Genomic DNA, 13,300 nt, shown 5'->3' on the forward strand with positions numbered 1-13,300 from the left:
ATTTCATTTAATTTTCATGAATCTCGTAGCAAATTTACAAATTCTTCTATCTATAAACCAATTATATATACTCAAAATATGAATAAAATACTAACATTATAAAAAAACAAAGCTAATTTAATGATTCTAACTAACTGAATCACCAAAATCTTCTCCTATAGAGAAGAAAGAGACCCTTATAAGGGTCTCTTATATTATAGGCCAGCAGCATCAATCCAAGATTGTAAATCCGCCTCTGCTAACTCCATATCCTCTTCATATGCACCAGCTACGACTGGATATTTAGCAACCTCTACAGTGTGCAAAATCGAATCATCTCGGCCATTTTTAAAGGTGCCAATCCAAATTCCAGAGAATTGAGATTCATACCACTCTACAGGCTGATCTGTTTCATTGAAGTTAATCGTAATATGACCACGACCAAGTGTTTCTAATACCTCCACTTGCTCTTCTTCTGCAAGACCTGTTTTTTCTATATAAATAGAATAAGTCTCACCTGTTTCGCGCAAATTTTTAAGTGCTAAACGCAACTCATTTAAAACGGCGCGAACATTACCATAATTCTCAATCATAAATACTCCTATTAGAGATAAATTTACATCCTATATACCTATTAGTTTAAGTGTTAGGTTCTGCAGTTACGCCCCATTCTCGTAACACATTGAGTACACGCTCTTTCACCTCTGGTAAAGCTCGTTGTACAGGTGCACTAGGTTCAAAACCAATCTCTAACGATTCTGGTTCCACCCCAATAACGACAGCATCCTCTAAGGGATCCTCTTGAATGGCGCGGATACGTAAAATATCTTGCATCCCTACTTCGTGTACAGAAATATGTTCTGTGAAATATTGTTCTAATTCCTTATGAGGAAACTCATATATAGTTCCTGGAGCTTCCCCACCATTAATGGCGTCTACGAGCAGAATTTTCTTCATACCACGCATATACGTAAGTAGTTCCATCCCCATCGTTCCACCATCAATAATAGAAATAGACGGTGTAAATGTGAAAGACTCTTTCAACTCTTTTACTACATGAACCCCTAATCCCTCGTCAGTAAGTAATATATTACCTACACCGAGTAGGACGATTTCATTATTACCATCATCATAAAGGCTATTTAAATCAATACGCGGACCCTCTGAGTCCGCGTATTGTTCCAAGCCACTGATGAGTTCAGTACTTGTATTAGTCATTTTCTTGTAATTCTCTTTCTCTAGGATCGTTAGGATCACTTGGACGATATGTTGTACCAGATGGTTTATCGATACGTTCACCACGACGGCGTTTGCCATTGAGGTCTTCAATATCGATTGGGTCATGCGCATAATACTTCATACCAGAAACCATGGCAGATACTTCGCCAGATTCTTCCATAACGTCTTCTCGGAATGCCATGTACACATGAACAATAGTGAAGAACAAGAAGCCCCAAGCAATATAGTGATGGATAATATGAACCTTGTATTCACCACCAAATAGTGTAACAACTGGAGCAAATAAAGTTCCTAAAATACCATTAGGATCAACCATTGAATACATTGTAAAACCTGTTAAGATTTCAAAGAAGAACATAATGTACACCATCATGTACGCAGTTCTCGCTAAGGAGTTACGAAGCCAATGATGTTCATGCTTTTGAGGAATCATCAAATAGTGCAATGTAGTTTCTTTAAGACCATACCAATACCGTTTTTGGCGGAATTTAGGTAATAATCTGTCTCCTCGATTCCAAAGAGCACCAGCAAATCGGAAGATAAAGGAGAATGTTAAGATAACCCCTGCAATGAAATGGATACGACGCATGGTTTCCATAGAGAACCAGCCATCAATAGCAAAGGTTGGCTCTGGATTACCTGTGATAGCTGAAAATCCTGGGTCACCGATATATAAACCTGTCCAGAATAATGCAGTTACGCTTAGCACCATAGTCCAGTGGAATATGCGCAGCCATAGACTAAATACGACATACGCCTTTTTGTCAGTATGTATTAACATAAGCCCACCACCCTTTATTTACACAATGCATCTGTATTGACGGAAACAATTTTTTCGCCTTTTTTATTGTATAAATGGGTTGCACATGCGAGACATGGATCAAAGGAGTGAATTACCTTCAAGATTTCAAGTGGTTTATCTGCAATTTTTACATGTGTATCAATCATGGAATCTTCGTAGGCACCATGTTCATTTGCTGCAGTCTTAGGACATGCATTCCATGTAGATGGTACGATACATTGATAGTTTGCAGAGCGGCCATCTTTAATGTGAATCCAGTGGCCCAAACCACCACGAGGAGCATCTACAAGGCCAACGCCTTTAGCATCTTTATCCCATGTCTTTGGCTCAAACTTAGTCATATCAGCCACTGTAGTATCGCCATTCTTGATGTTAGCAACAAGTTTATCAAAGAAGTATTGACTCATATTTGCTGCTACTTGTGCATCAAGGCCACGACATGCTGTACGACCAACCATTGTAGTCATCCATACGTGAGCAGGAACGCCAAGTACTTGAGATACTGTATCGATTTGACGAACAATCATAGATTCTGCCCAAGTTGGGTCTTTAATGATACCTTGTTTTACTTTTGTATATACAACGATATATTTTGCTAATGGGCCAACTTCTGCAGTTTTGCCTTTGAAAGTTGGGGATTTAATCCAAGAATATTTTTTATCTTCATCAAGGAATTCCCATTTTTCTTTTGTACCAGATTTAGGGCCTGTAAACTTAGGATCGGTAACACCTTCGATAGGATGAAGAGAGCTTTTACCATCTGGATATGTGAACCAGGAGTGATCAACCTCTTCACTGAGGTATTGAGGATCCATGAAGTCTTTACCTTCCAATGGAATAAATGTAGCTTTATCTACGCCTAATGCGAAGTTTTCAACTACGCCATTAGAACGAACAACACATTTTTTATGGTAGTCGCCATTAGAAATGCCAGAATATGTATCATCTGGATAGTCACCGTAGGACATAACGCGTTTTTTCGCAAGGCCACCGCCATCAATCATGCCTTTTTCTACATACATTTTGCCGATAGCTAATAGATCTGGCACGTAGAAATTATCAACTAAGTCTTTAGCTAATGCAATAGATTGCTCTACTGCAGCAAGACGTTGTGTATTGATAGGCGCATTCATATCATTCATAGAGATAGAACATGGCATACCACCAACGATGTAATGTGGATGAGGGTTTTTACCACCGAATACAACGTGAGGAATTACGATATCACGTTGACGGTCAAGAATATTCAAGTAATGGGATACGGCCATTAAATGAACCTCTGGTGGCAACAAATTATAATCAGGATGATCCCACCATTGAGCGGAGAAAATACCCAACTGACCAGATTCTACGATTTTCTTAACCTTTTGTTGTACAGCTGTAAAATAAGCAGCTGTAGCTTTAGGGAACTCTTTAGGATATGCTGAGTCTTTAGACGCAGTTTCAGCTGGTGCTAAACCACTTACATTATAAGTATTTAATACATCGTTTTGTAATTGTGCGGTTTTAGCTGGATCTGCACTAAGAGCTGCTACAGGGCTAACCCAGTCAAGAGCATGCAAATGATAGAAGTGAACAATATGGTCATGTACATCTAAACAACTATGCATGATATTACGAATGTAGTTTGCATTTTTAGGAATCGTAATGCCAATCGCATCCTCTACAGCACGTAATGCCGCCAAAGCATGTGTTGAAGTACATACGCCACAAATACGTTGCACGAACGCCCAAAGGTCACGAGGATCGCGATCTTTAGCAACAAGTTCGATACCGCGCCAAGCAGTACCAGAAGACAATGCGTCCTCTACTTTACCACTCGCTTCATCAACTTTTATTTCTACCCGTAAGTGACCTTCAATACGGGAAATCGGATCTACTACTACGCGTTTCATTAGTGACCTCCTCCATTATTATGTTTCTTTTCATCCCATAAGCCTTGTTCTTTTAAGCGTTTTTCTTCTTTCATATCAAGAATTTTATTACGCGTAAGAGTTGCAGCACCATGAACGATAACTGCTGCAGTAGCACCAACAGCAGCTACTGTACCGATTGTATCAGCAGTTGTGATGGTATTAGCCAATGGAATATCTGGTAAACGTTTGTAGAATACGTCATTATCCCAGAAGCCCTTTTCAGAGCAACCAATACAGCCGTGACCGGATTGAATTGGATAGGACAAACCATTCCACCAACGTAAGTTACCACAAGAATTATATGTTTGAGGTCCACGACAACCTACTTTATACAAGCACCAACCAGATTTGGATGCATCGTCGTCGAATTTTTCAACGAAGAGACCAGAGTCAAAGAAGGCACGGCGGTAGCATGTGTCGTGAATACGATTGCCATAAAATTGTTTAGGACGGCCTTGAGAATCAAGAGGTGGAATTTGACCAAATAATGCATAATGCATGATTACACCAGTCATAACCTCTGGAATTGGAGGGCACCCAGGAACTTTGATAATAGGTTTGCCAGATACAACAGAAGATACAGATACTGTATTTGTTGGATTTGGTTTAGCCGCTTGAATACCGCCCCAAGATGCACAAGAGCCATATTCGATGATTGCTGCTGCACCTTTAGCCGCTTCTAATAAGGATTCTTTAAATGTGCGACCACCTACTGTACAGTAAACACCATTTTCATCAAGTGGAACACCACCTTCAACCGCCAAGATGTATTTGCCTGCTTTTTCTTTGATGATTTTTTCTAAATGTTCCTCTAATGGTGCACCAGATGCAGCCGCCAAGGTATCATCATATTCAAGAGAAATCATATTCAAAATTACATCAGATGTAAATGGAGAAGATGAGCGAATAAAGGACTCACTACAACCAGTACATTCATGACCATGTAGCCAAATTACCGTAGGCAATTCAGTTGTTTCAGCAGCCTTAACAACGGTGTCTAACATCGTTGGTGGCAAACCTAAAATAGCGGTGAGTGCTACACAGGATTTCATAAATGTGCGTCGACTCAAACGTCGCTCTTGGAAGAGTGTCCATAAACTGTTTATACGATTCTTCACGGAATATAGCCTCCTTACAACAACTTTGCGCAATATATCAATATTACTTAATGAACTACAACTATTATGATAATAATCATACTATGAAAATTAAATAATATACTACTTAATTCATCACAGCTATTACGATAACAATCATATTCTTACTACTTTATTATATCACTTAATATTTATGAAAACTATATAATTCAAATAAAAAAGCTGTATACAAGAAATTTTATTTAACTTGCATACAGCCTTGTATTATATATTTTTTGTAAAATTTATTAGTTATCAATAAATTAGATAACTTCCTTGATTAGGGACTCAAGCACATCAGCTTTCTTGTAACCCACAAGGGAATCAAGCATTTTGCCATCACGGAAGAATACCATAGATGGAATACCATCAATATCTTCTTTCAACAAAATACCACGAAGATTTTTATCTTCTGCATCAACACTAAAGAACTCTACTTGTCCTTTTAAACGTTCAGCTACTGCTTCTACTTCTGGACGCATAACAGTGCAAGGTTCGCACCAGGCAGCCCAGAAATCAACAATAGCTAAACCTTTAGAGCCAAGTACTTTTTCATCAAATTCTTGTACACTAGTAATCGCTGTAATTGCCATGAAGTTCTCCTAACAAAGATCTACAATCTTATATACTATAAATTATATCTTAAATATGGAAGCAAGCAATCAATAAGCCGAGTTCTGTTCCGCTTGCGCGGTGACGATTATCTTTCTAGGCGTACAGTCGCCTGCACGCTCGAGCGACACAACCCGGAAGGTAGGCGGGACCACCCTTAACCCTTCCCTATTCGGTCTTGCTCCGGATGGGGTTTACCGAGCCAGCCTGTTACCAGACTGCTGGTGAGCTCTTACCTCACCTTTCCACCCTTACCACTAACGTGGCGGTTTCCTTTTCTATGGCACTTTCCCTAAGGTTACCCTCGCCAGACGTTATCTGGCATCCTGCCCTATGGAGCTCGGACTTTCCTCGAGCCCTATGGACTCGCAACCGTCTTTCATACTTGCTTCAATTCAGTTTATCATAGCTAACCCATTTGTTGCAAGAAAATGCAATATTATAAGAAAAAGAAATCATTCTGTTCTGTAAAAGCTTTCACAGGAACAGGTACATCTTGACTAAGTAAATAGTCACATAAGCCTCTCGCAACAATAGATTCTGTGCCAAAATGTCCCGCATCAACTACGAGCAATCCCAGCTCTTTAGCCAATTGGGCATCATGATATTTCACATCGCCTGTAATATATGCATCCACATGTAGACGAGCTGCATCCTTAATAAATTCTGCGCCAGCACCAGAGCAGAGTGCTATAGATTGTATTTCTTGAGGAGCTACCCCAGCAAAACGTATATTAGCGTCTGGTAAAGCTTCCTGAACCCATTCACGGAATGTATCTAAATTAAGTGCATTTGGTAATCGACCAATACGGCCTAAATATTGAATTGAACCCTTTGGCTCAGCCAAGGATACTACTTCATAAGCTACCTCTTCATAAGGATGGGACTCTTTCATTGCCTCTACAACTTGGCTTAAATGTGTACCATCAACGACAGCATTCACTTGTACCTCAGTTGCCACCGTTAAAGCACCAGCTTCACCGATAACAGGATTAGAAGCTGCGTTACCAATGAAGCGACCTTCACCATGAATACTAAAGCTACAATGCTCATAATTACCAATTTTACCTGCACCAGCAGCACCCATAGCATGACGAACCGCATCAGCTGCATTTTCAGGTACAAATGTAGTTAATTTATATAGCGCATCTTCACCGGTTTTGATAAAGCCCTTAACATCTATAAGACCTAATCGTTCTGCCAACATATCGTTTAAGCCACCAGGTGCAATATCAAGATTCGTATGGGCACTGTATACGGCAATCTTATGTTGAATCAATTTATGAATCATGCGACCTTGAGTCGTATCACAAGATAATTGTTTTAATCCTTTAAAAATTAACGGGTGATGACTAATGATTAAATTACAGTCATGTTCAATGGCATACGAAATGGTTTCCTCTGTTACATCTAATGTAGTTAATACACCTGTAACCATAGCGTTTCTATCGCCTACCATAAGTCCTACATTATCCCAAGATTCGGCATAGGATCGAGGTGCTAATTGTTCCATTAAGGTAATGACTTGTTGAACAGTTGTCATAAAACTCACTTCTTTCTATTTATTTCCTAAAAGACTGCGAAGAAATTCGACTTCGCGCTCTAAATCCCGATATTTATCAGTATGACTCAATTTCTCTGTCATACCATCTAAGGCACATTGTCGTTGATATATTAAATACTCAATATATTTCGACCAAAGAGGTGGACGTTCTTGTTCAAGAAGAGCCCCTACTGACCACAGCAAAGAATCCTCTGGTAATGATTGATACACATCTACATATTCAGCCATGCCCGTATACGCTTCTACCTGATCATTACGAACAGCCAAAAATGCGGTATATAATTTTCCTGCATCTTCTACGATAATTTCAAGAACAATAATATAGCCTTTTTGCACCATATACTGACGCAATTCTTTTTGCCCATTCTGCGGTTGTAATACGTAAAACTCCAACGGCTCCGGCCCTGCATCTACAATATCGCGCATGAGGTATCCCCCCATACCACAGCAAATGGCGCCATTTAATTCGCCCTTCTCCGTAACCTTTAGTCCATCCCCTAATCGACAATCAATTTTAGAGCTTAAACCACAAGACTGAACATATTCCTTTGCAGACTCTAAAGGGCCTTTATGTACATCACCGGCTATAACAAAATCAGCACGATTACGGTTGATAAGTTCTACTGCTAAGTATCCATGATCAGTACCAATATCAGCTATTGCACGAGCCTTTGGCACAATCGAAAAAACCGCCTCTAAGCGATCCATCATAGGTCTAGGTTCCATAATTCCTCTATTTGCTATTTATCTCTTAGTAAACTCATAAATCTGACGATAGATACTGTAGAGTATCATCTACTATCCATCTTAGTAATAACTATTGTATCTAAGAAATAAATGGATTACATATAAAAATAACCGCCCTTGAAATCTCAAGGACGGTAGATATCAACATAATTGGTGGGCCCACCTGGGATCGAACCAGGGACCGACCGGTTATGAGCCGGTTGCTCTACCCCTGAGCTATAGGCCCACAGTTAGTTTCTAGCTTATTAATTATACCGAATAGCCTAACTATTAGTCAAGATATCTAGTCTATGACTGTTTCATCAACATAAACCGGTGAATCATATTATCTTCGTTAAATACACCCTTTGTAGCTAATGTAGTAGTCTGGCTATCTGTAGATTTAATCCCTCTTGCACTCATACAACTATGAGAAGATGTAATATGAACAATAACATCCTCTGACCCTGTAGCCAGTGAAATAACTTCACCGATATCTTCTCCAATTTTCTCTTGTAATTGCAATCGTTTGCAACACATTTCAGCAATGCGAGGTATTTTAGATAAGCCAATAACACGACCTTTAGGGATATAGCCAATGCTAATACTCATATCATACATCAAAGCCATATGGTGTTCGCAATGGGAAAAACAAGTAATATCCTTTACTACAACCATTTGATTTGTATCAACTTCAAAGGTCTTACCATACATTTCTGCAATCTCAGCATTCGTATACTGAATCCCTTCGTATACCTCTGCCATCATTTGAGCTACGCGCTTAGGCGTTTCTACTAAACCTTCACGATTAGGGTCCTCCCCCAAGGCTTCTAGCAATTGATATACAAGTGATTCTATTTTTTCTGTATCCATATGTTCCCCTTTATATCACGGTGTCATCATACTGCATAAAAAACATTCGATACTCTACACTCGATACTCTACCTACACCCTAACTATACACCTTTCGCATCAGGATCCCATACAAATTTATGAATCTGTAATTGGAATCGTACATTTTGTAGATTATGCTCTTTCATATAATCAATAATGGCAGCTGCCTCAATCTTCCCCCACACTGGCGATACATAAATTTGAGCCTTTGTAGGATAATGATTAATCATATGACGCATACAGTCTAAATCCTCTACGGAACCTACTACAAATTTAATTAAATCCTGATCCCTAGAAACTTTGAATATATCTAAATTCATAGATTCCTCAGCTAAAGAGGATGGTGTTTTATAATCGTAGGTAAACCACACATTTTCTCGGTGAAAGCTCGGTATAATCGTACCATTTGTTTCAATATTGAAATCGTAAGGACTTTCACTATCTAATACGTCCTGAATATCTTCAGATACGTTATTTCCCGTAGTCGATTTTATATCAGTACACGGTTTATCCTCTAATTTAGCAGATTTACGACGATTTAATTCATCGATTAGCTCTACTACAGCAGCTTCTTGTAATAGTGGCTCACCACCTGTAATGGTGATTCGATGATTTCCTAAACTTTCAATAGCATCAGCCACCTCTCGGACGGTCATGTCTGTGAAAGTACTATCAATACCATAACTATAGGTAGTATCACAATATGAACAACGTATATTGCAATCATGAAGGCGTAAGAATGTGGTTAATAGCCCTTGTCGACTTCCTTCACCATCAATAGAAGCGAAGATTTCAATCACGTTCATAAATAGCTGTGTTCCCTTCAGACTCTTGAACCTCTACCTTGAAACATTTAGGGCCCAACTCATCGGCAATCCATTTTGCCATGTTTTCAGCAGTAGGATTGATATCGCCTAATACATCATTGATATGGCGATGATCTAAGCGGCCATGTATTTTTTCTTTAATAATGGTAAAGTCAATAACCATGCCATTATGGTCTAACTCTTCAGAACGAGCATGAACCGTAATAATCCAATTATGCCCATGAAGATTTTGACATTTACTTGGATAATCTAATTTCAATTGGTGAGACGCACTCACCTCTAATCGTTTTGTAACTGTAAACATTATATCTCCTAAATATTATATGAACTTTAATATATTATATGCACTTTAATATTTGCTATGTATTACATTAAAAGGCTTTAACGTACTTTTATCACTTACTTTTATCACTTACGTTTACTATCTTTAATTATATCACAAAAGGGTTGCAACACAGCACAATAGCACTGTATTACAACCCTTAAGAGATTCAACATCTTATAAGAAGTCTTTAATTTTATCGCGTTTACCACGATTGCGCAATTTAGTAAGCGCCTTACCTTCGATTTGACGGATACGTTCACGAGTTACATTGAAATGTTGACCTACTTCTTCCAATGTACGCGGTTTACCATCTTTCAAACCAAAGCGCAAGATCAATACTTGTTGCTCACGGTCCGTTAAGCATGTAAATACATCTTCAATTTGTTCTTGCAATAAGATGTAGCTAGCTGCATCATCTGGAGCAATAGCATCTTGGTCTTCAATGAAGTCTCCCAAGTGAGAGTCTTCCTCTTCACCAATTGGAGTTTCCAATGATACTGGTTCTTGTGCGATTTTTTGAATTTCACGCACACGCTCTACCGTAATACCCATACCTTCTGCAATTTCCTCTGGTAATGGTTCACGACCTTTATCTTGCAACAATTGTCGGGAAATACGAATCAGTTTATTGATTGTTTCTACCATATGTACTGGAATACGAATTGTACGAGCTTGGTCCGCAATAGCGCGAGTAATCGCTTGACGAATCCACCATGTAGCATATGTGGAGAATTTATAACCCTTTGTATAATCGAACTTATCTACAGCTTTAATAAGGCCCAAGTTACCTTCTTGAATCAAGTCCAAGAACAACATCCCACGACCTACATAGCGTTTTGCAATACTTACAACGAGGCGCAAGTTCGCATCTACCAATTTTTTCTTAGCCTTTTTGGCAAGTTGAATATCTTTATATGTAGCATCTTCTGCTGCGCCTGCTTCAATTTGCTTAGCTAAAACAATTTCCTCATCAGCGGAAAGCAATGGGACACGACCGATCTCCTTGAGGTACATACGTACAGGATCGTCAATGTTAACGCCAGAGTCTACACTTAAATCGATGGAGATATTCTTTTCGCTAGAAGTATCTTCTTCATCCTCTTCTTCTGGCTCTATTGGATTAGCATCAGCGTCCTCACCGTCGATATCAGCTACTACTTCAATGTTTAATTTACCAAATGTAGTATAAATATCATCTAATTGTTCTGCAGTAAGATCAGTCTGCTCATGAAGAGCATCTGAAATCTCTGATTGTGTCAACACACCGGTTTTCCGGCCTTTTTCAAGAAGTTGTTCAACAATCTCCTCTATTTGACTTTTTTGTACTTTCTTAGCCACAGCGCTCTCCTTTTTACATTATATTACTTAGACCATTCTCTAATTAAGTTCTGTATTTCCTGACACTTATGTAATTCGCTAATAAATGTCGAATCTCCTGCCCGTTTTAGTTGATCCGCCATAATTGAATGCGCTTTATACTGTTCACGCAATGAATGAAGCCTTATCTTGCGGATTAATCCAGGCACTTGCACCTTATATTCATCGTCACTCATAACAACCAATCTAGAGTAAATATCATACTCCGATGGGGATAAAACAGATTGAATGGCAGTATCATCTAGACGACCTTCTTCTTTAAATAAGGTGAATATCTTTTCTATTATACCGCGATATTCAATTTTTTCAAAGTCTTCTAATGGCAAATAGCTCATCATATGTTGTAACACTTCACCATCTGTAAAGGCTAAGGACAATAATTTTTCTGCATCACCTTTAGGTAAATCCTGTGTTGGCAACGGTGCAGACGCAGTATCAACCAATTCAATTTGTCCTTTTTTTACATAGTCTCGGAAATATCTAAAAATACTACTATTATCAAGCCATAGTGGTAATGCCAATGTCTTTAGAGCATCATCTCGTTGTGTTTGACTATCTATATTAGCAATATAGGGGAATACATCAGCCATAACAGCTTGCTTCCCTTCCGTATCATTTGTGTCGTGTTTAATTAAGGACTCACTTAATAAATAATCAAGAGGCTTAACCGCTTTAGCCACTAAATCTTTGAATGCTTGTCCTCCATGATTACGTAAATAATCATCGGGATCCTTACCATCTGGCATAGCCAGAACACGTACCTTAAAGTCCGTATTTTGTAATAATTCTATAGCCCTAGCTGCTGCTTGACGACCTGCTCCATCCATATCATAGGCCAGTACAATTTCATCAGCCTGTCTCATTAAGATATGACCATGATCTCGTGTATAAGCCGTCCCCAAGGATGCTACTACATTAGTAACACCATGGTTATGAGCAGATATAACGTCCATATACCCTTCCACAAGGATAGCCTGTCGCTCTTGACGAATAGATTTATAAGCCTTATCAAAGGCAAATAATAGTTTTCCCTTTTCAAAGATGGCTGATTCTGGTGAGTTTAAATATTTTGGCGTGCTATCATCCATAACACGACCACCAAAGGCAACTACACGACCTTTACCATCCATGATAGGGAACATAATACGGTTTCTAAAGAAATCGTAAAACTGCCCCTTTTGATTTTTACGAACTAGATTTAGCTCCAAGAGAATCGAATCATCGATACCGCGTTCGTGAAAGGCACGATACAACTTATCCCAACCATCTGGAGCAAAGCCTAATTTAAATTTCTCAATCGTCTCTTTTGTAAGGCCCCGTTTTTTTAAGTAATCAAGGCCAACCTTACCAATCGATGTTTGAGTAAGGCAATTATGAAAAAATGTAGCCGCTAGTTCTGACGCTTCATATAGTTTTTTCCGTCGTTCATCTCGAGCTCGTTGTTCTGGTGAAAGCTTTGCCTCTGGCAATGGAATATTAGCGCGATTAGCAAGGTGCTCTAAGACCTCAACAAAGCTTAAATGCTCAAGTTCCATAAGGAATTTAATGACATTCCCCGATGCATGACAGCCAAAACAATAATAAAAGCCCTTTTCAGGGGCAACACTAAAGGACGGCGTCTTTTCATTATGAAATGGACAACAACCCCAATAGTTCTTGCCCCGTTTCTTTAAGGCTACATGCTCAGATATTACAGATACAATATCATTTGCATCTTTGATTTGTTCAATCAATTCATTTTCAAAATATCGGCTCATAGCCAACGCCTCCTTCCCTTATATATATTAATTCGATATACAAATAAAAAATCCTCTATTTGTAAAGTAATTTAATCAATTATCAAGTCAAACCGATTTAGTAACTGATACGAATCATAGGAATCACCATCTATTATGGATCAATA

Annotated in this window: 13 protein-coding genes, 1 tRNA gene and 1 other RNA gene; all 15 read right to left on the reverse strand. The window is 38.8% G+C overall.

Going from position 1 to position 13,300, the window contains the following annotated elements; translation table 11 throughout:
- Positions 1-194: 194 nt before the first annotated feature.
- The 15 genes from ACDF53_RS00185 to dnaG all read right to left on the reverse strand — a co-directional run bounded on the left by ACDF53_RS00185 (position 195) and on the right by dnaG (position 13,154).
- A complete protein-coding gene (locus ACDF53_RS00185; protein WP_105089394.1) occupies positions 195-572 on the reverse strand; it encodes a hydrogenase expression/formation C-terminal domain-containing protein in 378 nt (125 codons plus the stop codon).
- Between the two features lie 46 nt (positions 573-618).
- On the reverse strand, positions 619-1,197 hold the full coding sequence (locus ACDF53_RS00190) for a HyaD/HybD family hydrogenase maturation endopeptidase (RefSeq protein WP_370815147.1): 579 nt from the start codon (positions 1,195-1,197) through the stop codon (positions 619-621).
- Complete coding sequence (gene cybH, locus ACDF53_RS00195) at positions 1,190-1,999, reverse strand: Ni/Fe-hydrogenase, b-type cytochrome subunit (RefSeq protein WP_370815148.1); 810 nt, start codon at positions 1,997-1,999, stop codon at positions 1,190-1,192. Before cybH ends, ACDF53_RS00190 begins: the two co-directional genes overlap by 8 nt.
- 14 nt (positions 2,000-2,013) lie before the next feature.
- Entirely contained in the window at positions 2,014-3,915 is a 1,902-nt protein-coding gene (locus tag ACDF53_RS00200) for a nickel-dependent hydrogenase large subunit (RefSeq protein WP_370815149.1), read from the reverse strand.
- Positions 3,915-5,054: a hydrogenase small subunit gene (locus ACDF53_RS00205; RefSeq protein ID WP_296006702.1), complete on the reverse strand. Its 1,140-nt coding sequence runs from the start codon at positions 5,052-5,054 to the stop codon at positions 3,915-3,917. Before ACDF53_RS00205 ends, ACDF53_RS00200 begins: the two co-directional genes overlap by 1 nt.
- A gap of 281 nt (positions 5,055-5,335) precedes the next feature.
- Positions 5,336-5,665, reverse strand: a complete 330-nt coding sequence (locus ACDF53_RS00210; RefSeq protein ID WP_105089399.1) for a co-chaperone YbbN — start codon at positions 5,663-5,665, stop codon at positions 5,336-5,338.
- A 57-nt stretch (positions 5,666-5,722) separates the two neighbouring features.
- Positions 5,723-6,073, reverse strand: an RNA gene (rnpB, locus tag ACDF53_RS00215) — RNase P RNA component class A.
- A gap of 50 nt (positions 6,074-6,123) precedes the next feature.
- Complete coding sequence (locus ACDF53_RS00220; protein WP_370815150.1) at positions 6,124-7,227, reverse strand: Nif3-like dinuclear metal center hexameric protein; 1,104 nt, start codon at positions 7,225-7,227, stop codon at positions 6,124-6,126.
- Between the two features lie 15 nt (positions 7,228-7,242).
- Positions 7,243-7,974 (reverse strand): tRNA (adenine(22)-N(1))-methyltransferase TrmK, encoded by a 732-nt coding sequence (locus ACDF53_RS00225; RefSeq protein ID WP_370815151.1) that lies wholly within the window; start codon positions 7,972-7,974, stop codon positions 7,243-7,245.
- A 172-nt stretch (positions 7,975-8,146) separates the two neighbouring features.
- Positions 8,147-8,221, reverse strand: a tRNA-Ile gene (locus ACDF53_RS00230).
- Between the two features lie 62 nt (positions 8,222-8,283).
- Complete coding sequence (gene folE, locus ACDF53_RS00235) at positions 8,284-8,847, reverse strand: GTP cyclohydrolase I FolE (RefSeq protein ID WP_105089402.1); 564 nt, start codon at positions 8,845-8,847, stop codon at positions 8,284-8,286.
- Positions 8,848-8,930: 83 nt separating this feature from the next.
- Positions 8,931-9,674, reverse strand: a complete 744-nt coding sequence (locus tag ACDF53_RS00240) for a 4Fe-4S cluster-binding domain-containing protein (protein WP_370815152.1) — start codon at positions 9,672-9,674, stop codon at positions 8,931-8,933.
- On the reverse strand, positions 9,661-9,999 hold the full coding sequence (gene queD, locus ACDF53_RS00245) for a 6-carboxytetrahydropterin synthase QueD (RefSeq protein WP_004696395.1): 339 nt from the start codon (positions 9,997-9,999) through the stop codon (positions 9,661-9,663). Before queD ends, ACDF53_RS00240 begins: the two co-directional genes overlap by 14 nt.
- Before the next feature lie 195 nt (positions 10,000-10,194).
- A complete protein-coding gene (gene rpoD / locus ACDF53_RS00250; protein ID WP_298695718.1) occupies positions 10,195-11,358 on the reverse strand; it encodes an RNA polymerase sigma factor RpoD in 1,164 nt (387 codons plus the stop codon).
- A gap of 23 nt (positions 11,359-11,381) precedes the next feature.
- On the reverse strand, positions 11,382-13,154 hold the full coding sequence (gene dnaG / locus ACDF53_RS00255) for a DNA primase (RefSeq protein ID WP_370815153.1): 1,773 nt from the start codon (positions 13,152-13,154) through the stop codon (positions 11,382-11,384).
- Positions 13,155-13,300 lie beyond the last annotated feature (146 nt).

This window comes from Veillonella sp. (assembly GCF_041333735.1).
Taxonomy (GTDB): domain Bacteria; phylum Bacillota; class Negativicutes; order Veillonellales; family Veillonellaceae; genus Veillonella.